Source organism: Streptomyces sp. NPDC059740 (genome assembly GCF_042733155.1).
Classification (GTDB): domain Bacteria; phylum Actinomycetota; class Actinomycetes; order Streptomycetales; family Streptomycetaceae; genus Streptomyces.
Genome location: NZ_JBHWGP010000001.1, coordinates 327,621 through 348,012, shown reverse-complemented (window position 1 = coordinate 348,012; position 20,392 = coordinate 327,621). Strand labels below are relative to the sequence as shown.

The window sequence follows — 20,392 nt, the reverse complement described above, 5'->3', positions numbered from 1 at the left end:
TCTGAAATCGGACCCCGGCCGGCGGTCGGCGGGCCGTCCCCTGCCCTTGTGCCTACCGCCGGCCGCGGTCCTGGGGCCGGTACGACGCGCGACTCCGCTCAAGCGCGCACCGTACCGGGGTCATTGGTTCCGGCTGCCACCGGGGCGGCTGCCGGGGGGTCCGGGCCGCTTGGTATCGGCCCGGACCGTCATGGTCACTCCCCGGGGTGGGAGAGCTGGACGTCGTAGCCGTCGACCTCGCCGCCACCGACCGACAGGCTGCTCGCCACCGGCGGGTAGCCGCTGGCGATGACCGTGTAGTCGCCGGAGTCCAGGTCGGTGAAGGCGTACGCGCCGTCCTCACCGGTGGTGGAGGTGGCGACCACGTTGCCCGCCCCGTCCACCAGCGTCACCCGGGCGTCGGGCAGCGGACGGCGGTCGGCGCCGGCCCGCACGACGCCCTGGACGCGGGCGCCGGACAGCAGCGAGATCTCCACCCGGGTCACCCCCTGGGCACCGACCTCGACGGGCTGCGCGGTGGGACGGAAGTCCGGGGCGTTGACCGCGATGGTGTAGGTGCCGGGGGTGAGGTCGGCGAAGTTGAATCCGCCGTCGGCGGCCGACCGGCCGGTGGCGAGGACCTCGCCGCGGACGTCGGTGATGACGACCATGGCGTCGCCCACGGGCGCGCCGGTGACTGCGGCCCGCACCTGCCCGCTGAGCCCGCTCGTGCCGCTGAGCACGATGTCGTAACCCACCGACGCCTCGCCCACGACGATGGTCGAGGCCTGCGGCTGGTGGCCGTCGGCCGCGGCGATCAGCACGTAGCTGCCGGCGCCGGGGGCGGTCAGCGCGTACGAGCCGTCCGCCTGGGCGACGGACCGGCCGAGCTGCCGGCCCGCCAGGGAGATGAGGGTCACGGCGGAGCGGCTGACGGGGCTGCCGTCGGCGCCTCGCACGTAACCGTGGACGGCGGGACCACCCGGTGCGCCACCGCCGACGGAGGCGAAGGCGGCCAGGTGCTGCTGCGGCTGGGCCTGGGCCTGGGCCTGGGCCTGGGGCTGGGCCCAGGACGGCACGTCGCTGTCGATGGGGGCACCGGCGCCCACGAGGGCGGGCTCCCGGTCGGGGTGGCCGACGGCACCCGACGCGCTCGCCGCAGCGGGCATCGCGTCGGCGGCGTGCCGGGACGCGGTGACGTCGGTGAGGGTGTCGTCCGGGCTGCCCTGTGTGGAGCGTTCGGTTCCGGACTGGGTGCGCAAGGCGACCTCCTTGATGAACAGGCTGAGGGCGAACGCGAGGAACGCGCAGCAGGCGGCGATACCGAAGATGTTGCCCACTGCGTGGCCGTACGCGACCTCCATGATGTGACGCAGCGGTGCGGGCATGGCAGCCAGGTCCGGAATGCCGGAGGAACTGCCGCCCGAGGACGCTGCCGCCGCCGCGTGGGCGGCCTGTGGGTCGAGGTCGGCCAGCCCGTCCTTGACGTACTGGGCGACCCGGTTGGAGAGCACCGCGCCCATGGCCGAGACACCGACCGCACCGCCGAGGGACCGGAAGAAGGTCACCAGCGACGAGGCCGAGCCGAGGTCCTCGGCGGCCACCTGGTTCTGGGTGGCCAGGACGAGGTTCTGCATCATCATGCCGATACCCAGGCCCATCAGGGCCATGAAGATCGCCATGTGCCAGTACGTGGTGTCGTACCGGAGGGTGCTCAGCAGGCCGATGCCCGCGGTGAGCAGGACGCCACCGGTGACCAGGAACCGCTTCCACTTGCCGGTGCGGCTGATGATCTGGCCGGAGACGGTCGAGGCGACGAACAGACCGGCGATCATCGGGATCGTCATGACCCCCGACATCGTCGGCGTCTTGCCCCGCGCCAGCTGGAAGTACTGGCTGAAGAAGACGGTACCGGAGAACATCGCGATGCCGACGAACAGCGAGGCGGCCGAGGTCAGCGAGATGGTCTTGTTGCGGAAGAGCCGCAGCGGCACGATCGGCTGCTTGGCCTTCGACTCGATGAGGACGAAGATCAGGCCCAGCACGACGGCCCCGGGGACCATCACGTAGGTCTGCCAGGACAGCCAGTCGTACTTGTCGCCGGCCAGGGTGACCCAGACCAGCAGCAGGCAGACCGCCGCGCTGATGAAGACCGCGCCGCCCCAGTCGACCTTGACCTGCCGCTTGACCACGGGAAGGTTCAGCGTCTTCTGCAGGACGATCAGGGCGATGACCGCGAACGGCACGCCCACGTAGAAGCACCAGCGCCAGCCGAGCCAGCTGGTGTCGGTGATGACGCCGCCGAGCAGCGGGCCGCCGACGGTGGCGACCGCGAACACGGCACCGAGGTAACCGCTGTAGCGGCCGCGCTCCCGCGGGGAGATCATCGCGGCCATCACGATCTGGGCCAGGGCGGAGAGACCGCCCACGCCTATGCCCTGGAACACCCGGCAGGCGATCAGCATCCCGGCGTTCTGCGACAGACCGGCGATCACCGAGCCGAGCACGTAGATCACGAGCGCGAGCTGGACCAGCAGCTTCTTGCTGAAGAGATCCGACAGCTTGCCCCACAGCGGGGTGGTGGCGGTCATCGCCAGCAGGGAGGCCGTCACCACCCAGGTGTAGGCGCTCTGCCCGCCGTGGAGATCGTTCATGATCCGCGGGAGGGCGTTGGAGACGATGGTGGAGGACAGGATGGCGACGAACATGCCGAGCAGCAGCCCGGACAACGCCTCCATGATCTTCCGGTGCGACATGGGCGCTCCGCTGTCGGGGGCCGCCTGTGGGCCGCCCCCGTGCTTCGCGTGGCTGCCCCGCACACCGGCTGGTGTGGTCGTAGCCATGTGGTTCCTATCTCATACTGCAGGTGTACGGGTGAGGGTGTCGTGCTGGTGCGCCCGTGGCCGGCAGTCGCCGAAGCTCGAACGCAGCCTGCCGAGCAGTTCGTTGAGGAGGCTGACGTCCGCGTCGGACCAGTCCTCCAGGTACCGGGCGAGGGCCTGGGTGTAGCGCTCGGAGAGTTCGTCAAGGAGCTCCCGGCCCGCCGGGGTCAGGCGCAGCAGACGGGACCTGCGGTCCTGCGGGTCGGGCTGCCGGTCGATCCAGCCGCGCTCCGCGGCGTGGGTGACGTGCCGGCTGGTCACCGACATGTCGATCGCCAGCAGCTCCGCCAGTTTGCTCATGCGCATCTCGCCGTAGCGGCCGAGCAGGGTCAGCACGCCGGCGGACGCCGGTGGACAGTCGGGGGGCAGGATGCGGCCCATCTCGCGCTTGACGGCACCGACGGCGCTGAGTTGCCGGGCCAGCTCCTCGTACTGCCCCTGAGCCGCCATGGGTACCTCCATGTTTTGTTGCTTGAGGCAACCATAGAACCATTTGGTTGCTGAAGGCAAACTGTTGTGGGCGACCTCACGTAAAGACCGGGTAAACCCTTGCTGTGAAAGCGGCGGAGAACCTCTGTTGCGGAAGCGAATGTGCTGGTCAGAAGCGTCCCGCTGGGGGTGCCCAGGGCCGGGCATCTTCGCTAGGGTCTCGACCCATGGCGAACTACCAGCAGCCCCCCGGTGACGGCACCCACGACCCGGCCGGCTCCACGCAGATGTTCCGCGCCTTCGTCGACGAGGAGCAGCCGCAGGCCCGCCGTGCGGCCGCTCCCGCCGCGGCCGCCGCGTCCTCCGGTCCCCGGGTGGGACTGATCGTCGGCGTCGTGGTGGCGATCGCGGTCGTGGTCGCGGCCGTCTGGCTGGCGCTGTAGCCGGCTGCGGTCTCCCTCACCGCCCCGCAGGAGTCCACGGCGGCGGCCCGCCCGCCGGGCCGCCGCGAAGCCCCCGACCGGCCCCGGCGCCCGCGGCGCCCTGGAGGCCCTTGCCCTGGAGTGCACTCCAACTCCTACTGTCCGAGTCACACCGGTTGACCCCGCGACGGCAGGAGCACGGCAGATGAGCACCCCCACCCCCTCCCCCCGACGGCTCGGCGCCCTGGAGGTCGCCCCGCAGGGGCTCGGCTGCATGGGGATGAGCCACGGCTACGGCGACTCCGACGACAAGCAGTCCGTCGCCACGATCCACCGGGCCCTCGACCTGGGGGTCACACTGCTGGACACCGCCGACTTCTACGGCTCCGGGCACAACGAGGAGCTGCTCGGCCGGGCGCTCGCCGCCCCGGCCCGCCGTGAGCAGGCGGTCCTCGCCACCAAGTTCGGCTTCGCCAACCGGCTCGGCGAACCGACCCTGATCCGCGGGGACGCGCCCTACGTCCGGCAGGCCTGCGAGGCCTCCCTCCGCCGCCTCGGCGTGGACCACATCGACCTCTACTACCTCCACCGGGTCGACCGGAACGTGCCCGTCGAGGAGACGGTCGGGGCGATGGCCGAGCTGGTGGCCGAGGGCAAGGTGCGCCACCTCGGCCTCTCGGAGGCGAGCGCGGCGACGCTGCGGCGGGCCCACGCGGTCCACCCGATCGCCGCCCTGCAGAGCGAGTGGTCGCTGTGGACCCGGGACGTCGAGGCGGAGGTGCTGCCGGCCTGCCGGGAGCTGGGCATCGGCGTGGTGCCGTTCTCCCCCCTCGGCCGGGGCTTCCTCACCGGCCGCTACACCTCCACCGACAACCTGGCCGCGACCGACGTGCGGCGCAGCCAGCCGCGGTTCGCCGAGGGCAACCTGGAGCGCAACCTCCGCATCGTCGAGCGCCTCCGCGAGATCGCCGCTCGCCGGGGCGTCACCGCGGGCCAGCTCGCCCTCGCCTGGGTGCAGCACCAGGGGCCGGACGTGGTGCCGATCCCGGGCACCCGCCGCGAGAGCTACCTGGTGGAGAACCTCGCCGCGGCGTCACTGGGACTCTCGGCCGCGGAACTGGCCGAGATCGATGCCGCGGCCCCCGCGACCGAGGTCGCAGGTGCCCGGTACGACGAGGGCAGCATGGGGTACGTCGGCGGCTGAGCAGCCGTGACGGGAGCGGTACGCGGGCAGGGGAGACCCGGGGGTGGCGTGCGGTCGCCGTCGCCCCCACTGCCGTCCCCCCACCGCTGCCGGCCCGGCGGGAGCGAGCGGCCGGGACGGCCGCCCACCTGCCAGGTACCGGTCAGCCTTCGGCGACGAGTCCCTCGCGGAGCGTGGCGAGGGTGCGGGTCAGCAGCCGCGAGACGTGCATCTGCGAGATGCCGACGGCCTCGCCGATCTGCGACTGCGTCATGTTGGCGAAGAACCGCAGCATGATGATCTGGCGTTCCCGCGGCGGCAGCTTGGCCAGCAGCGGCTTGAGCGACTCGCGGTACTCCACGCCCTCCAGTGCGCCGTCCTCGTAGCCGAGGCGGTCGGCGAGCGAGCCCTCGCTGCCGTCCTCCTCCGGCGAGGGGGAGTCGAGCGAGGAGGCGGTGTAGGCGTTGCCCACCGCGAGGCCGTCGACCACGTCCTCCTCGGAGACGCCGAGGCAGAGCGCCAGCTCCGGGACGGTCGGGGAGCGGTCGAGCTGCTGGGCGAGCTCGTCGCTGGCCTTGGTCAGGGCGAGCCGCAGCTCCTGGAGGCGGCGGGGCACCCGCACCGACCAGGAGGTGTCCCGGAAGAACCGCTTGATCTCGCCCACGACCGTCGGCATCGCGAAGGTCGGGAACTCCACGCCGCGTTCGCAGTCGAAACGGTCGATGGCCTTGATGAGGCCGATGGTGCCGACCTGGACGATGTCCTCCATCGGCTCGTTGCGGCTGCGGAAGCGGGCCGCGGCGTACCGCACCAGCGGGAGGTTCAGCTCGATGAGGGTGTCGCGGACGTACGCCCGCTCCGCGCTGTCCTTCGCCAGCCCCGCAAGTCGCAGGAACAGGGAGCGGGAGAGCGTGCGGGTGTCGAGGGCGTCGTCGTGGAGCACGGGCGGCGCCGGCACTGCCTGCGCGGGAACCACCTTCGAGCTGCCCAGTTCTACGGACATGCCACCCCCTTGAGGTCGCGGACGGATCGCTGCGGCGTCCTCGGCCCGGACGGGACGAGAGTGCTGCCTCCCCCTGCATACCGGAGCGGCCGCCGCGGCAAACGCGGTTCCAGCAGAATGTCACATGTCGGCAACGCGCTGTAGCGTCATGTCGACATATCTGGGCTGAATCAGGTCGCCCCCGAGGGTTACGCCTCGATCCTGTTTGCGGACCTCAGTCGGGCGAAGCTCCGCGACAGTAGCCGGGAGACGTGCATCTGGGAAACCCCCAGCTCCGCACTGATCTGCGACTGCGTCAGGTTGCTGTAGTAGCGCAGGAGCAGGATGCGCTGCTCGCGTTCGGGGAGCTGGACGAGGAGGTGGCGGACGAGGTCGCGGTGCTCCACACCGGCCAGTTCCGGGTCCTCGTAGCCGAGGCGGTCCAGCAGCCCGGGCAGCCCGTCGCCCTCCTGCGCCGCCTCCAGCGAGGTGGCGTGGTACGAGCGGCCCGCCTCCAGGCAGGCCAGCACCTCGTCCTCGCCGATCCGCAGCCGCTCCGCGATCTCGGCGGTGGTGGGGGAGCGGCCGTGCTGCACCGTCAGGTCCTCGGTGGCGCCGTTGACCTGTACCCACAGCTCGTGGAGGCGGCGCGGAACGTGGACGGTGCGCACGTTGTCGCGAAAGTAGCGCTTGATCTCGCCCACCACGGTCGGCATCGCGAACGTCGGGAACTGCACGCCCCGGTCGGGGTCGAAGCGGTCGATGGCGTTGATGAGGCCGATGGTGCCGACCTGGACGACGTCCTCCATCGGCTCGTTGCGACTGCGAAAACGCGCCGCGGCGTAGCGGACCAGCGGCAGGTTCGCCTCGATCAGCGCAGCCCGCACCCTGGCGTGCTCGGCGGTCCCCGGCTCCAGGCCCGCCAGCTCGGCGAAGAGCACCTGGGTGAGCGCCCGGGTGTCCGCGCTGCGACTCTCCCGGGTGGCGGCCGGGGCGCTGGTGGGGGAAGACGCGTCGGGCGCCGTACGGGCCGTCGTCACGATCACGCCTCCCCTTCACGGGTCGTGTCCACCCCCGGACGCCGTCCACCGGGTGCGGCGGTGCGGCAGGGCGACGCATCAGATGTGGTGTACACCACAAACTGGCAGCAAAGCGGTCATAGCATCACAAGACGGGCGCATTGCGTGCAAGCACCGCATTGGTCCGTGTTGACCGCCGAGTTGGCGCGGTGCCCGGACACGACAGAGCCCCCCACCGCCCGTCAGCGGGCCGGTGGGGGGCTCGGAGTGTGCCGGGGCGGCCGGTGGCGGCCTCGCGGGCTCCTCAGATCTCGTAGTCGGCGATCACCCAGGTGGCGAACTCACGCCACCTGTCGGCGGCCGCCTGGTGCGCGGGGTGCTCAAGGTAGCGCTTGAGGGCGTCGGAGTCGGCCACGGCGGAGTTGATCGCGAAGTCGTGGGCGATGGGCCGGTCGGTGATGTTCCAGGCGCACTCCCAGAACGTGAGTTCCTCGATCTGGTCGGGGAGGGCCCGGAAGGCGGCCTCCGCCTCGCGCACGCGCGGCTCGTCCCGCAGGACACCGTCGTTGAGCTTGAAGAGGACGAGATGACGGATCACTGCGGTGCACCCCTTCGCGGGCACGACCGGTGGCGGCACCCGGGTCAGCTGATCAACTGGGTCATGAACTCGCCGACCGACTTCGCCGCCGACGAGATGCCCTCGAACCCTATCTGCACCAGGTCCGCAGCCCGGGCGGGGGAGGTGATGACCGTGTACAGGACGAAGACCAGGACGAGATAGAGCAGGATCTTGCGCGCCTGTGCCATCGTCCGCTCCCCCTCACGGCCGGACACCCTCGCGGTGCCGTGGCGTGAGTCTAACCACAGCGACCGCTCCGATCATCAGCCCGGCGACGGTGCCCGTCCGGGCCCTCCGGGAGGCGGCGGGAGGCCGCCCACCGGGCGGGGGCGCGGTCTGCTGCGCTCTTCGGTAGCGTTCTCCCCGATCGTCGAGAGTGACGCCCGTCCGGGCCGGCAGGTGGCGGCGGCAGCGCGACACAGACCCGCCGCCGCGCGGTGCCTCGGCCCCGGCCGCTCAGGGCGCCGCTGCCAGCAAGCATTCGGGGGCTACATGAGCATCGACTGGAACAGGCGCACCTGTGCGCGGCGCGGGCACGTCACCTACGCGCCCCAGGAGCCGGACCTCCGGAGCCGGCTGACCGTCGACACCCACCTGGGCGAGGCCTGGCGCTGTCTGCGCTGCGGGGACTTCGCGCTGGGCGCCCCGCTCAGCGGCGGCCCGGCCGCCCACGCGCCGCTGGTGCCGCGCGGCAAGGTGCTGCGCGACCTGTTCGTGCTGCGCTTCCTCGCCCTGGAGCGGGCGGTGCGCGGCGTCTTCATCGTGCTCGCCGCGGTGGCGGTGTGGAAGTTCAGCAACAGCCAGGACGCGGTGCGCCGGCTCTTCAACGAGAACCTGGACGTCTTCCGTCCGGTCGCCCGGCACTTCAACTACGACCTGGACCACTCACCGGTCGTCGGCACCATCCAGAAGTCCTTCGGCTACGGCCACCACATGCTCCTCATCGTCGCGGGTGCCCTGCTCCTCTACGCCCTGATCGAGATCGTCGAGGGCGTCGGCCTCTGGTACGCCAAGCGCTGGGCCGAGTACCTCACGGTCGTCGCCACCGCGGCCTTCCTGCCGCTGGAGGTCTACGAACTGACGGAGAAGGTGAGCTGGCTCAAGATCGCGACGCTGGCGGTCAACATCCTCGCCGTCCTCTACATCCTGCTCACCAAGCGCCTCTTCGGGCTCCGCGGCGGCCGCCGGGCCTTCGACGCCGAGCGGGAGAGCGCGTCCCTGATGGAGGTCGCCACCGCCTCGGACGAGCCGGTGGCGCCGGGCGTCACCTCGGGGCCCGCGGTATCGATTTAGAAGTACGCGGCCGGATGGGCTAGGCTCTGCCTCGGTAGCGTGTCCGAGCGGCCGAAGGAGCTCGCCTCGAAAGCGAGTGAGGGGAAACTCTCCGAGGGTTCAAATCCCTCCGCTACCGCAGATGAGAGAGGGTGCGCACCCGCGTGGTGCGCACCCTCTCCTGCGTTCCGTCTCAGTCGGTCATGCTGCCTCCCGCCCGAGGGCTTCCCGGAAGCCGCGGGCGACCGCCTGTGCCGCCCACGGCTCGGGGACGCCGACGGAATGGCGTCGCGCAGGCGTTTGCCGGCCGCGGCGTGGATGTCCTCGTGGGCGGTGTCCCGGCGGGTGCTGCACACCAGTCGCCCGTCGGGGGTGAGGGTCCGGCTGTCGGGACGTGGGGCGGGGCGGTGACGTAGGCGAGGGCTTCCCTGCGGGTCTCGAAGTGCGGGATGCCTTCGTCCTCCGGGACGGCTCCGCACAGGTCGCACATGGCGATGAAGCAGATGACGCGGTGGATGGCCATGACGCTCCTCAGCGGTGGTTGTGGGTAGGCGCAGGGATGACTGGCAGACGGTGGTTGTACGCGGTCTTGCTTCCGGTGTGGTGCGTGGCGGTCTTCGTGTTGCTGCACCGGCATCCCTCCGCCGTCGGCGGATTGCTGGGCGGGCCGTTGGGCGCCGTGGCTGCGCGGTGGTGGGCGCGGCGCCGTGCTCAGCGGGGCTCGGCTGATGCGGAGCGTGAGCGGGGCCGGCAGTAGAAGCGGAATCGGGTGGGGTGCTGGTCCAGGGAGGCGTGGGTATCCCCTTCCGGTGTTGCCGTGAAGGGGGTTTCGGGCCTGTGACCTGGGTGCCTCCCTGCCTCCCTGATAGATCATTCACGCAGGCCAGGGCGAGGGAAGCGGTCAGGGAGGGGGTGAGGGAGTTCTCCCTGCCTCCCTGCCGTGCGAGGCTGCGGCTCCCTCTGCTCCCCGGCAGAAGCGGAATCGTCGGGGCATGTCATCAGGTACGACGTCTCAGCAGAGTGACAGCCCTCCTCGGGAGGAAGTCAGCATGAAGGCCCTACGCCCGGACGATTCGGAGGTGTCGAGCGATCGGCACCCTGAACGCGTCTGGTACACCTCCTACGGCTCCAACATGCACTTGGAGCGGCTCGCTGCCTACATCCAAGGCGGGCGCCCGCCCGGCGCGACGAAGGGGTACGCCGGGTGCCGCAACCCCGCCATGCCCACCAGGTCCGTCCCTGTGGAGTTGCCCGGCACGATGTACTTCGCGACGGAGTCCCCTGTGTGGGGAGGGGGAAGGGCGTTCTACGACCCGCAGGCGGCCGGACGCGTGTTTGCTCGGGCCCACCTGGTCACAAGCAGCCAGTTCGCCGACATCGCGGCGCAGGAGATGTACAGGGCGCCAGGTGGGGATCTGGACCTGTCGGGCGTCTTGGAGCAGGGACGTGTCGCGCTCGGCGAGGGGCGGTACGAGACGCTCGTGTGTGCCGGCCAGATCGACGGCATGCCTGTTCTGACGTTCACGGCTCCATGGGGGATGGAGGAAGTCCGCTGGGTGCCGCCAGTGGCTGCCTACGTACGCTTCCTGGCCTCCGGCTTGCTCTCTGCCGGGGCCTGGAGTCCGGAAACGGTCGCTCGGTATGTGGCCGCATGCCCGGGGACGGCAGGCCACTGGTCAGAGGAAGGCATTGCCGCTCTCCTGCGTGAGAACGGCGTACCCGATCAGCGCTGAGGCTGTGCCGGTGACCGCTGGGCCGCGCGATTCTCCGTCTCCGTTTCCGTCCCATTCACCCCCCATTCACCCCCGTTCGCCGACGTTCGCCGACGTTCACGAGCGGACGCGGCCCCGCGTCGCGGACCGCCCTGAACGGTCCTGAACGCGGGCGCGACCACCCGCCGGAGGCGCGAACAGACCTCGAAAGCGAGTGAGGGGAAACTCTCCGAGGGTTCACATCCCTCCGCTACCGCAGATGAGAGAGGGGCGCACCCACTGGGTGCGCCCCTTCGCTGCGTCTCCCTCGCGCTCTCCCCCTAGGCCCGCGTCCGCTGCCGGGCGTTTCCCCGTTCCGTCGGCCGGGCACCCGGCTGGGCTCCGGAAGGTGCCGCGGTGGGCGAGGAGGACGCGATGGCGGAGGAGTCGGACAAGCGGGGGCCGCTGCGGGACGACCGCGAGGCGCAGGAGGTCGAGGGTGAGATGCGTGCCGGACGGGCGCTGCGGGCGGACGAGGCGCTGGAGCCGGAGCCCGAGGGGGAGGACCAGCCCCGCGCCTCGCTCGCCCCGGAGGGCGCCGTACACGGTGCCGCGCCTCCGGGCATGGACGCCGAGGACGTCGAGCTCCGCTCCGAGCTGGCCCGTCACCTGAGCCGGGACGTCTTCCCGGCCGACCGCGCCGGGGTGCGGGCCGGACTGGCGGGCAACAACGCCCCCGACCGGCTGCTGGCGCTCGCCGACCGGCTGCCCGAGGGCGAGTACGCCGACCTTCCCGCCGTCCTGGACGCTCTGGGCATCCCCCGCGAGACGCGCCGGACCTGAACGCCTCTCCCGGGGCGTGCGGACGGGCTCCCGGGTCGGCGTGCGGGGCGGTGTCCTCTCCGGCGGCGCGGTGGGTCTCGGCCAACTTCGCGGGGGGCCGGGGTCGGCGCCCCGGGCCTCTCAGGTGGACGCGGCCCGGCGGGGCGTTCCTCGCGCGCATGGCCAAAAACATGTGCTCTACATCTATCTGTGGTTCCCCGGCGTCCGGACGGGTAATACCGTCCCGGGCATGTAGTTGCTTTGGTTAAGTAACTCGCCCCTGTCCGGGCGGTCACCCCGCCGCCGACCCCCAGGAGGACCCGCCATGCGCATCGCCGTGGACACCGAGAAGTGCTGTGGCGCCGGCCAGTGCGCTCTTGTCGCGCCCGAGGTGTTCGACCAGCGGGACGAGGACGGCGTCGTGGTCGTCCTCGACCCCGAGCCCCCCGCCGAGCAGCACGAGGCCGTCCGCGAGGCCGCACAGGTCTGCCCCGCCGCCGTCATCACCCTCGGCTGACACCCCGCCCACCCGGCGCACCCCGGACCGGCCCGCCCCCCGGGCCGGTCCGGTGCCGCCCAGCCCGTCGCCGCCCGTGGAAGGAACCCCCGATGACCGAGACCCCGACCGCGCCCGCCCCCTACTCCCGGCGCGCCACCGGCTGTCCCTTCGACCCGCCGCCGGAGAAGACGGCACTGCTCGAGACCGGTTCGCTGACCCGCGTGACGCTGTGGAACGGCGTCTCGGCGTGGCTGGTCCCGCGCCACGCCGACCAGGTGGCGCTGTTGCGCGACCCCCGCGTCAGCGCTGACAACCGCCACCCCAACTACCCGAGCGTCAGCGCCGGGCAGGAGGCCTCCCGCGAGCACAACCGGTCGTTCATCACCATGGACGAGCCGCAACACAACGAGCAGCGGCTCCGCTTCACCGGCGAGTTCACGCTCAAGCGGATCGCGAGCCTCCGCCCCCGTATCGAGCGGATCGTCACCGACCTGCTGGACGAGATGGAGCGGACCGGCCCGCCGACCGACCTCGTCCAGTCCTTCGCCCTGCCGTTGCCCTCGCTCGTCATCTGCGAGCTGCTGGGCGTCCCCTACGAGGACCACGACTTCTTCCAGCGGGCCAGCGCCGTCATCGTCGACATGCGCAGCACCGCGGAGCAGGCGCTCGCCGCCTCCCAGGAGCTCGTCGACTACCTCGGCGACCTGGTGGAGGCCAAGCTCACCAAGCCCGGTGACGACCTCCTGAGCAGGCTCGCCACCGAGTACCTCGCCACCGGGCGCAGCGACCGCTACGAGTGCGCCAAGCAGGCCCGGCTGCTCCTGGTGGCCGGCCACGAGACCACCGCCAACATGATCGCGCTGGGCACCTGCGCACTCCTGCAACACCCCGACCAGCTCGCCCGGGTCCGCGACGGCAGCCCCGAGCAGGTGACCGGCGCGGTCGAGGAACTCCTGCGGTACCTGACGATCGTGCACATGGGCCGGCGGCGGGTGGCCCTGGCCGACATCCCGGTCGGCGACACCGTGATCAAGGAGGGCGACGCCCTCATCTGCCCCACCGACGTCGCCAACCGCGACCCGGAGGTCTTCGAGGACCCCGACCGGCTCGACGTCGGCCGGCAGGCCCGCCGCCACCTCGCCTTCGGCTCCGGCCCCCACCAGTGCCTGGGCCAGAACCTGGCCCGGGTGGAACTCCAGATCGCCTACCCGGCGTTGCTGCGGCGCTTCCCGGGGCTGCGGCTGGACGCGGAGCTCTCGGAGATCCGGTTCCGCGAGCAGATGCTCGTCTACGGCGTCCACGAGCTGCCGCTCGCCTGGTGACCGTCGCCCCCGAGCGCCGGTCAGCCGGTGAGGGGCGGGGCCGCAGAGCGGCCGGTGCGGTCGGTCCGCGCCGGTCCTCGCCGCCGGCCCGTCCCTCACCGGCCCCGGAAGAACTCCCGCAGCAGCGCGGCGGACTCCTGCGCCAGGACCCCGGTGACGACCTCCGGCCGGTGGTTGAGGCGGCGGTCGCGCACCACGTCCCAGAGCGAGCCGACCGCCCCCGCCTTCTCGTCCACCGCGCCGTAGACGACGCGGTCCACCCGGGAGAGCACGCAGGCCCCGGCGCACATCGTGCAGGGCTCCAGGGTGACGACCAGCGTGCAGCCGGTCAGCCGCCAGGTACCGTCGCCCCGGTCGGCGCCGGGCGCGGAGCTGCGGAGGTGGGCGGCGGCGGCCCGAAGCGCCTCGACCTCCGCATGGGCGGTCGGGTCGCCGGCCGCCTCCCGCCGGTTGTGGCCGGTGCCGATGACCTCACCCGAGGGCGAGAGCACGACGGCGCCCACCGGGACGTCGCCGGTGGCGGTGGCCAGCGCCGCCTCGGCGAGCGCCCACCGCATCGGTTCCACCCAGGGGTCGCGCAGCGGGTCCGCCGGGCCGTGCGCGTCCGCCGTGGCAGGCGGGGCGGACGGGCAGGCGGGGCGGCCGGCCGCCGAGGGGGGCTGGTGCTCGGGACGTGGGGCGGTCATGGACCCAAGTCTCCACCGTGCGGCCTGCCCGGTGCCCGGCCGGTGCCGGCCGTGGCGGTGGGCGCAGGGCCCGCCACCACGGCCCGTGCGGCATCGGCTATCGCACCGCCTCCAGCATGTCCGAGCAGCCGAGGGCGTCCGCGATGGAGCCCAGGGCGTCCACCTCCAGGACCAGCAGTCCCTCGGCGGAGACGCCCAGGTCGTCGAGGAGTTCGGTGTCGCCCAGGGGGCCGGCGGGCGGTGGGGTGTCGGCGCCCATGGCGTCGTCCACCTCCTCCTCCAGCGTCTCGGGCTCTCCGTCCTCCGTGCCGTCGAGGTCGAGCCGGTCGAGGTCGTCCTCGTCGGCGTCGCGACCGAGCAGTTCGTCGACGAGCAGGGCGCCGTACGAGCTGCGGGCCGCGGCGGCGGCGTTCGAGACGAAGATCCGGGGGTCGTCCTCGCCGTCCACCCGGACGACGCCGAACCACCGGTCCTCCTGCTCGATGAGTGCCACCACCGTGTCGTCGTCGATCGCGACCTCTCGGGCCAGGTCGGCCAGATCGGTCAGGGTCTCCACGTTGTCGAGCTCTGAGTCGCTCGCTTCCCACCCGTCTTCGGTGCGCGCGAGCAGTGCGGCGAAGTACACCGTGACTCTCCCAGTGGTCTACAGGCGTGCCGGGCCGGACGGGAGAGGCGGCCGCCAGGCCGCGCACATCCCGCCCACCCGGAATCGTGGCAGAAACAACACGATTGCGGGGAGTACTGCGCGCTGCGTCGTGCGCCGGGTGTGGAAGATGTGACGCAGGCGCCAGGTTGGAAGGAAGGTTTTTTCCAGCGTGTCCCGCGGGCGGCCGGTGCATCCCCCTGGCATGGGACAGCAGCACCTGCGGGACGCCGACCACCGGAACGGCCGCATCCGCCTGCGCAGGCTCGGGCGACGGGGGCGCACCGGAACGACCCGCTCGACCCCGTCCGCCGGTCCGACTCCGCCCCGCCCCGCCCAGCGGCCGGTCCGGGTCACCAGCGGAACGTGCGCATCCGCAGGGCCTGGCGCATACGGGCCGCGCGGGCGCGGCGCGGCTGGACCCGGTCGCGGAGCGCCTTCGCCTCGTGGAGCTCCCGCAGGAACTGCGCCCGCCGCCGGCGCCGCGCCCGCTCGGCCTCGGCCCCCGCCGGGCTCGTGGCGGACTCCCGGGCCCCCGGCGGGGCGGCGGCCACGTCCACCGGCGGGACGACGCGGCGCATCGTCTCGCGGCTGCGGCGCGGCGGCGGGGGGTGCGGGGCGGACACCACGGGGGCGTCGCGACGGGGCGAGGGCTGTCCGGTTCGGGTGTCGGGCACGGTCCACCACCTCTGCTGACGGTCGCCGCCCGGTGTGTGGGGCGGCACAGAGGCAAGCGTTCCCGCCTCCGGCCGCTTCGATGCGGTGCAGGCCCCTCCTCCGGCGGCCACCCCGTCTCCGCGGCCTCGCGGGTAGGGTGGGCGACTGGTCCGCCTTTGCGGACGTTTCCGCAGTTCAGCGCCCCAGGAGGATCTTGTGCGCGTACACGTCGTCGACCATCCGCTAGTCGCCCACAAACTCACCACGCTGCGCGACCGGCAGACCGACTCGCCGACGTTCCGGCGCCTGGCCGACGAACTGGTGACCCTCCTCGCGTACGAGGCCACCCGGGACGTGCGGACCGAGCAGGTCGAGATCGACACGCCGGTGACGAGGACCACGGGTGTCCGGCTCGCCCGGCCGCGCCCCATGGTGGTGCCCATCCTGCGGGCCGGGCTCGGCATGCTGGACGGCATGGTGCGGCTGCTGCCGACGGCCGCCATCGGGTTCATGGGCATGGTCCGCAACGAGGAGACCTACCAGGCGCAGACCTACGCCACCCGGATGCCCGAGGACCTGTCGGGCCGTCAGGTGTACGTGGTCGACCCGATGCTCGCCACCGGCGGCACCCTGGTGGCGGCCATCCGCGAGCTGATCCGCCGCGGCGCCGACGACGTCACCGCCATCTGCCTGCTGGCCGCTCCCGAGGGCATCGAGGTCATGGAGCGCGAGCTCGCCGACGCCCCGGTGACGGTGGTCACCGCGGCCGTGGACGACCACCTGAACCCCGACCGCTTCATCGTCCCGGGCCTCGGCGACGCCGGCGACCGGATGTACGGCACGGCCGACTGAGGCAGGCGGGCGGGTCCGGCGAAACCACCGGCACACCGGACCGCTCGGACCACCCGGGCCCCCGGGCCGCTCTCGGCCACGGACCCGGCCCGCTCGCGCCAAGGAATGGCCCGGCCGCGGGCCGCCGCCGGCCTCAGCAGCCCGCGTGGGCCTTCGAGGTCCGGGCGGGGGTGGGGTGGGTGAGTGCGGTCAGGCGTGAGCCGGCGGTGTCGGCGTCGGTGAGGTCGGTGAACTTCTCCCCGAGGATCAGGTCCACGTCGCCGCCCTTGCGGTGGTCGCTGCGCGAGAGGGCGCCCGTGACCTGGACGCCGAGCACCTTCAGCGGCCCTCGGGCCGCGGCCGGGCCGCCGAGCAGGACGGCGGCGTCCTTCACCTTGCCGTCGTAGGCCGCGGGCGCGTTGCCGACCTCGCCGATGGTGAACCCGCGCTTCTTGAGCGCGTCGGCCGTCTTCTTGGCCAAGCCCTCGCGGTCGGTGGCGTTGAGAACGTTGACGGTGACGTCGTGCGGGCGGGGCAGGGCGGCGGGGGAGCTGCCGGGCTTGTCCGCGGCCGGACGGGCGTCGTCCTGGCCGGGGTGGCAGGAGGCGCCGGAGGTGGCGGAGGCGTTGGCCTGCTCGCCACCGAAGACGTCGAGGAGCTGCACGACACCCCACCCTGCGACACCCAGGGCACACACCGCCGCGGCGGCCGCGACGGCCAGACGGCGACGGCGGGAGGGGCGGCGCATCCGTGGATACCTGTCGCCCGTGATGCGGTACCTCTTACCGCCCATGCCAGGGGGCGTCAGCATGCTCATGGCCGCAGCGTAGTCGCGCTCTCCCTGCATGCCTACTAAACGATCAACTGACGAGCCGTGAAGCAACCCGAAAGGATCAAATCGGGCTGCGGACGTGCGGGTTCGCCCCTCGCGACGGAGGCGGGGCGGAGGCCGGCGGGTGCGGTCGGCGGAGGTCAGTCCAGTTCGAGGACGCGGGCGTGGAGGACCTGGCGCTGCTGGAGCGCGGCGCGGACGGCGCGGTGGAGGCCGTCCTCAAGGTAGAGGTCGCCCTGCCACTTCACGACGTGGGCGAACAGGTCGCCGTAGAAGGTCGAGTCCTCAGCCAGCAGGGTCTCCAGGTCGAGCTGCTGTTTGGTCGTCACCAGCTGGTCCAGGCGTACCGGGCGCGGGGCCACGTCCGCCCACTGGCGGGTGCTTTCGCGGCCGTGGTCGGGGTAAGGCCGGTAGTTTCCGATGCGCTTGAAGATCACACGGAAAGCCTACCGGGCGGCGGGTGCCGGGCGCAGCCGCGCGACCCGGCGGGCGCCCGTGTTCCCGGGCCTCACGCGGCGGGCGGCACCTCCACCGCGACCGGAAGGCCCGGTATGCGCCCTCACCCGTCCGGGCTACAGTGGCCGGGCCGTGGTGTCGGGAAGCCGGTGTCGGACCCAGGTCCCATTCCGGAGCGGCCCTCGCCACTGTGATCGGGAAGTTCCCGTCCCCTCGCGTACGCAGGCATCCCCCGCGTACGGGCCACTGGTCGCCTCGCCGACCGGGAAGGCCGGGCCGGGCGCGTGTACCCGTCAGCCAGGAGACCGGCCACGGCGCTTCGAACGGTCCACGAGGTGCTGGAGCTGAGCCGTACATGAGCATGTCCTTCGACGATTCCACGTCCACGCCGCCCACGGGCGGCTTCCGGTGGCGGCGGTCCGACACGGTGCGGACGGCGGGCCTGCTGGCCGTGATAGCCGCGCTGCACGTCGTCGCCTTCGGCACCCTGCTGATCTTCGTCGTACCGGAGCACTACACCGCGGGCAACCAGGTCTTCGGGGTGGGACTCGGCGTCACCGCCTACACCCTCGGCATGCGCCACGCCTTCGACGCCGACCACATCGCGGCCATCGACAACACCACCCGCAAGCTGATGGCGGACGGCAAGCGGCCGGTCTCGGTCGGGTTCTGGTTCGCGCTCGGCCACTCCAGCGTGGTGGTCGCGATGGCGGCCCTCATCGCCGGCGGGGCCCGGCTCGCCGGCACGCTGCTCGACGACGACTCCCGTACCCACCAGGTGCTCGGCACGGTCGGCACCACGGTCTCCGGAACCTTCCTGTACCTGATCGCCGCGCTGAACCTGGTGGCGCTCGCCGGGATCTGGCGGGTCTTCCGCTCGATGCGGGCCGGGAGCTACGACGAGGCGCAGCTGGAGCGCGAGCTGGAGTCGCGCGGCTTCATGAACCGGGTGCTCGGCCGCTTCACCCGGTCTGTCAGCCGTCCCGGCCAGATGTACCCGCTGGGCTTCCTCTTCGGGCTGGGCTTCGACACGGCCACCGAGGTCGCGCTGATGGTGATGGCCGGCAGCGGCGCGGCCTCCGGCCTGCCCTGGTACGCGATCCTCTGCCTGCCGCTGCTGTTCGCCGCCGGCATGAGCCTGTTCGACACCTTGGACGGCACGTTCATGAACTTCGCCTACCAGTGGGCGTTCGCCAACCCGGTGCGCAAGGTCTTCTACAACCTGACGATCACCGGTCTGTCGATCGCGGTGGCCTTCTTCATCGGCACCATCGAGCTGGTGACGGTGCTGCACGACAAGCTGTCCCTCACCGACACCGTCACCGGCTGGATCTCCTCGCTGGACCTGGACAACGTCGGCTTCGTGATCGTCGGCCTGTTCGTGGTGGTCTGGGCGGCGGCGCTGGTCTCCTGGCGCCTCTTCGGCATCGAGCGGCGCTGGGCCGCGCGGGCGGGCGACGGCACCGCCTGAGGAGCAGGCAGCCGGGCGCGGAGCCGCCCCGGCTGCCGGCTCGGCGGCACCCCGGCGGGGACGCGGTGCACGGGACCGGGCGGAAGCCCTGCCTCCCCGTGCGACGATCGGACTTTTTTGTGCCCGAAGGGGTGTCGTCTCGCGTACCTTGTGCGCTATGTCGCAGCACACCCTCGAAGAGGGCCGGACCGCACCGGGGTCCATACCCCCGGCGGCCACCCTCGCCCCGGGCCTCGGCGCGCGTCGCAGTCCCGGCGTGCGGGTTCTCTTCGCGCTGCCCTGGGCCGTCATGGCGGTGGTCTGCGGGGTGGACCTGGCTGCCGGTCCCAGCCTCGGTTTCCTCCCCCTGGTCTCGCTCGGACCCGCCTTCGCGGGCCTGGCCGGCGGGTGGCGGCGTACCGCGAGCATCGGTGGTGCCGCCCTCCTGGTCTGCCTCGGGCTGAGCCTCTACGACGACCTCTTCGACGGCCGGCGCGGTCTGGTCGCCCTGCTCTCGGTGGTGGGGGTGACGGCGGCCGGGCTGGTGGCGGCGGTGACGCGGACCCGCCGGGAGGCCGAACTCGCCGACGTCCTGGCGATCGCCGAGGCCGCCCAGCGGGTGCTGCTGCGGCCGGTGCCGCTGGTGGCGGGCCCGCTGCGGGTCGCCGTCTCGTACACCTCGGCGGTGGCCAAGGCCCGGATCGGCGGCGACCTCTACGAGGTGGTGGCCTCCCCGCAGGGCGTGCGCGCCATCGTGGGCGACGTGCAGGGCAAGGGGCTGGAGGCGGTCGAGACGGCGGCCGTGGTGCTGGGGGCCTTCCGCGAGGCGGCGCACGAGGCACCGGACCTGGTGGCGCTGGGCGCCCGGCTGGAGCGGGCCCTGGAACGCCACCTGCCGGGCGAGAAGTTCGTGACGGCGGTGCTGGCCGAACTCGCCGGCGACGGGCGGATGACGCTGCTGGACTACGGGCACCCGGCACCACTGGTCGTCCGCGCCGACGGCACCGCGGACTTCGCCGTTCCCCCGGAGCGGGCCCTTCCGCTGGGGCTGACCTCCTACGGGCAGGACGGGCCGCTGCCCTACGAGGTGCCCTTCGCGGTCGGGGACCAGATGCTCCTGTACACCGACGGTGTCAGTGAGGCACGCGACGCCGAGGGCACCTTCTACCCCCTCCTGCCGCGGGCGTCCCTGCTGGAGGAGGCGGACATCGAGCGGGCGCTGGCGGCGGTGCGCCAGGACCTGGTGGCACACGTGGGCGGTCCCCTGCACGACGACGCGGCGATGCTGCTGGTCCGCTACAAGCCCGAGCACGGGGGCTGAAGGCCGGGCACGAGGGGCTGAAGCCCGGGCCGGGTGGTACGGACCGTGTCGTGTGGGCGGCGTGAGTACCCGTCCTTACACCACTCCCGGTGTGTTTGTCTGAGAAATCCGCCGGATGGGTAGCGCTGCGGGGGCCTGGGTAGTCCTGCACCGTTCCGGGGCGTGGCAGGGCGGGGGCGAGGGAGGTGCGGGGTTCCACCGCCGGCCCAGGCCGCCTGCCGGTCTCCCGCCGCCCAGACCGCGTCCGGCCCTACGCGCACGTGTCCTCCCCGCCCGGGAGGGCGAGGAAGGCCCTTCACCGATGACCGTGATGCCCCACCCCGCCGAGCCGCCGCACACCTCCGCGCGCGGGGTGCCCGCCGGCCCGCCCGAGCCCCCCGCACCTCCCCGGGCAC

At 72.4% G+C, this 20,392-nt stretch carries 21 protein-coding genes, 1 tRNA gene and 1 riboswitch; of the genes, 11 read left to right on the top strand and 11 right to left on the bottom strand.

Annotation, left to right across the window (positions count from 1 at the left end):
* Positions 1-194: 194 nt before the first annotated feature.
* Positions 195-2,822: an MFS transporter gene (locus ACFV3R_RS01220; protein WP_385573275.1), complete on the bottom strand. Its 2,628-nt coding sequence runs from the start codon at positions 2,820-2,822 to the stop codon at positions 195-197.
* Between the two features lie 12 nt (positions 2,823-2,834).
* Positions 2,835-3,311, bottom strand: a complete 477-nt coding sequence (locus tag ACFV3R_RS01215) for a MarR family winged helix-turn-helix transcriptional regulator (protein ID WP_385573273.1) — start codon at positions 3,309-3,311, stop codon at positions 2,835-2,837.
* Positions 3,312-3,517: 206 nt separating this feature from the next.
* Here ACFV3R_RS01215 and ACFV3R_RS01210 point away from each other — a divergent pair, with 206 nt between their 5' ends.
* Positions 3,518-3,733 carry a hypothetical protein gene (locus ACFV3R_RS01210; protein ID WP_385573270.1) on the top strand — a complete coding sequence of 72 codons (216 nt, stop codon included), beginning with the start codon at positions 3,518-3,520 and terminating at the stop codon, positions 3,731-3,733.
* Between the two features lie 184 nt (positions 3,734-3,917).
* Positions 3,918-4,916: an aldo/keto reductase gene (locus tag ACFV3R_RS01205; protein ID WP_385573268.1), complete on the top strand. Its 999-nt coding sequence runs from the start codon at positions 3,918-3,920 to the stop codon at positions 4,914-4,916.
* Positions 4,917-5,058: 142 nt separating this feature from the next.
* On the opposite strand, the gene ACFV3R_RS01200 is transcribed toward ACFV3R_RS01205, so the two are convergent.
* The 4 genes from ACFV3R_RS01200 to ACFV3R_RS01185 form a co-directional block, all read right to left on the bottom strand.
* Positions 5,059-5,898: an RNA polymerase sigma factor SigF gene (locus ACFV3R_RS01200; RefSeq protein WP_385573265.1), complete on the bottom strand. Its 840-nt coding sequence runs from the start codon at positions 5,896-5,898 to the stop codon at positions 5,059-5,061.
* A gap of 188 nt (positions 5,899-6,086) precedes the next feature.
* Positions 6,087-6,920, bottom strand: coding sequence for an RNA polymerase sigma factor SigF (locus tag ACFV3R_RS01195; protein WP_385574219.1), 834 nt, complete (start codon positions 6,918-6,920; stop codon positions 6,087-6,089).
* A gap of 280 nt (positions 6,921-7,200) precedes the next feature.
* Positions 7,201-7,494: a Dabb family protein gene (locus ACFV3R_RS01190; RefSeq protein WP_385573262.1), complete on the bottom strand. Its 294-nt coding sequence runs from the start codon at positions 7,492-7,494 to the stop codon at positions 7,201-7,203.
* Between the two features lie 44 nt (positions 7,495-7,538).
* The gene (locus ACFV3R_RS01185; RefSeq protein WP_385573260.1) at positions 7,539-7,703 is read right to left on the bottom strand and encodes a hypothetical protein; all 165 of its coding nucleotides are present in this window, start codon (positions 7,701-7,703) and stop codon (positions 7,539-7,541) included.
* A 304-nt stretch (positions 7,704-8,007) separates the two neighbouring features.
* Here ACFV3R_RS01185 and ACFV3R_RS01180 point away from each other — a divergent pair, with 304 nt between their 5' ends.
* The 6 genes from ACFV3R_RS01180 to ACFV3R_RS01155 all read left to right on the top strand — a co-directional run bounded on the left by ACFV3R_RS01180 (position 8,008) and on the right by ACFV3R_RS01155 (position 13,121).
* Entirely contained in the window at positions 8,008-8,808 is an 801-nt protein-coding gene (locus ACFV3R_RS01180) for a DUF2127 domain-containing protein (protein ID WP_385573258.1), read from the top strand.
* 33 nt (positions 8,809-8,841) lie between these two features.
* Positions 8,842-8,926, top strand: a tRNA-Ser gene (locus tag ACFV3R_RS01175).
* A 910-nt stretch (positions 8,927-9,836) separates the two neighbouring features.
* The gene (locus ACFV3R_RS01170; RefSeq protein ID WP_385573256.1) at positions 9,837-10,520 is read left to right on the top strand and encodes a histone deacetylase; all 684 of its coding nucleotides are present in this window, start codon (positions 9,837-9,839) and stop codon (positions 10,518-10,520) included.
* A gap of 375 nt (positions 10,521-10,895) precedes the next feature.
* Positions 10,896-11,321: a hypothetical protein gene (locus tag ACFV3R_RS01165; protein ID WP_385573253.1), complete on the top strand. Its 426-nt coding sequence runs from the start codon at positions 10,896-10,898 to the stop codon at positions 11,319-11,321.
* Between the two features lie 304 nt (positions 11,322-11,625).
* Positions 11,626-11,817: a ferredoxin gene (locus ACFV3R_RS01160; RefSeq protein ID WP_385573250.1), complete on the top strand. Its 192-nt coding sequence runs from the start codon at positions 11,626-11,628 to the stop codon at positions 11,815-11,817.
* Positions 11,818-11,909: 92 nt separating this feature from the next.
* Positions 11,910-13,121, top strand: a complete 1,212-nt coding sequence (locus ACFV3R_RS01155) for a cytochrome P450 (RefSeq protein ID WP_385573247.1) — start codon at positions 11,910-11,912, stop codon at positions 13,119-13,121.
* A gap of 95 nt (positions 13,122-13,216) precedes the next feature.
* On the opposite strand, the gene ACFV3R_RS01150 is transcribed toward ACFV3R_RS01155, so the two are convergent.
* The 3 genes from ACFV3R_RS01150 to ACFV3R_RS01140 all read right to left on the bottom strand — a co-directional run bounded on the left by ACFV3R_RS01150 (position 13,217) and on the right by ACFV3R_RS01140 (position 15,127).
* Positions 13,217-13,807, bottom strand: a complete 591-nt coding sequence (locus ACFV3R_RS01150; RefSeq protein ID WP_385573245.1) for a nucleoside deaminase — start codon at positions 13,805-13,807, stop codon at positions 13,217-13,219.
* A 97-nt stretch (positions 13,808-13,904) separates the two neighbouring features.
* Positions 13,905-14,432, bottom strand: a complete 528-nt coding sequence (locus ACFV3R_RS01145; protein ID WP_385573243.1) for a hypothetical protein — start codon at positions 14,430-14,432, stop codon at positions 13,905-13,907.
* A gap of 371 nt (positions 14,433-14,803) precedes the next feature.
* Positions 14,804-15,127 carry a hypothetical protein gene (locus ACFV3R_RS01140; RefSeq protein WP_385573240.1) on the bottom strand — a complete coding sequence of 108 codons (324 nt, stop codon included), beginning with the start codon at positions 15,125-15,127 and terminating at the stop codon, positions 14,804-14,806.
* Between the two features lie 196 nt (positions 15,128-15,323).
* Between ACFV3R_RS01140 and upp the strand changes: the two genes are divergently transcribed.
* Positions 15,324-15,959: a uracil phosphoribosyltransferase gene (gene upp, locus ACFV3R_RS01135; RefSeq protein ID WP_385573237.1), complete on the top strand. Its 636-nt coding sequence runs from the start codon at positions 15,324-15,326 to the stop codon at positions 15,957-15,959.
* Positions 15,960-16,092: 133 nt separating this feature from the next.
* On the opposite strand, the gene ACFV3R_RS01130 is transcribed toward upp, so the two are convergent.
* Together ACFV3R_RS01130 and ACFV3R_RS01125 are read right to left on the bottom strand one after the other, a co-directional pair.
* Positions 16,093-16,755 carry a LytR C-terminal domain-containing protein gene (locus tag ACFV3R_RS01130; protein ID WP_385573235.1) on the bottom strand — a complete coding sequence of 221 codons (663 nt, stop codon included), beginning with the start codon at positions 16,753-16,755 and terminating at the stop codon, positions 16,093-16,095.
* Positions 16,756-16,910: 155 nt separating this feature from the next.
* A complete protein-coding gene (locus ACFV3R_RS01125) occupies positions 16,911-17,207 on the bottom strand; it encodes a type II toxin-antitoxin system VapB family antitoxin (protein ID WP_385573233.1) in 297 nt (98 codons plus the stop codon).
* A 135-nt stretch (positions 17,208-17,342) separates the two neighbouring features.
* Positions 17,343-17,555: riboswitch (cobalamin riboswitch) on the top strand.
* A gap of 26 nt (positions 17,556-17,581) precedes the next feature.
* Between ACFV3R_RS01125 and ACFV3R_RS01120 the strand changes: the two genes are divergently transcribed.
* On the top strand, positions 17,582-18,697 hold the full coding sequence (locus ACFV3R_RS01120; RefSeq protein ID WP_385573231.1) for a HoxN/HupN/NixA family nickel/cobalt transporter: 1,116 nt from the start codon (positions 17,582-17,584) through the stop codon (positions 18,695-18,697).
* Positions 18,698-18,986: 289 nt separating this feature from the next.
* Positions 18,987-19,997: a PP2C family protein-serine/threonine phosphatase gene (locus tag ACFV3R_RS01115; RefSeq protein WP_385574215.1), complete on the top strand. Its 1,011-nt coding sequence runs from the start codon at positions 18,987-18,989 to the stop codon at positions 19,995-19,997.
* Positions 19,998-20,392 lie beyond the last annotated feature (395 nt).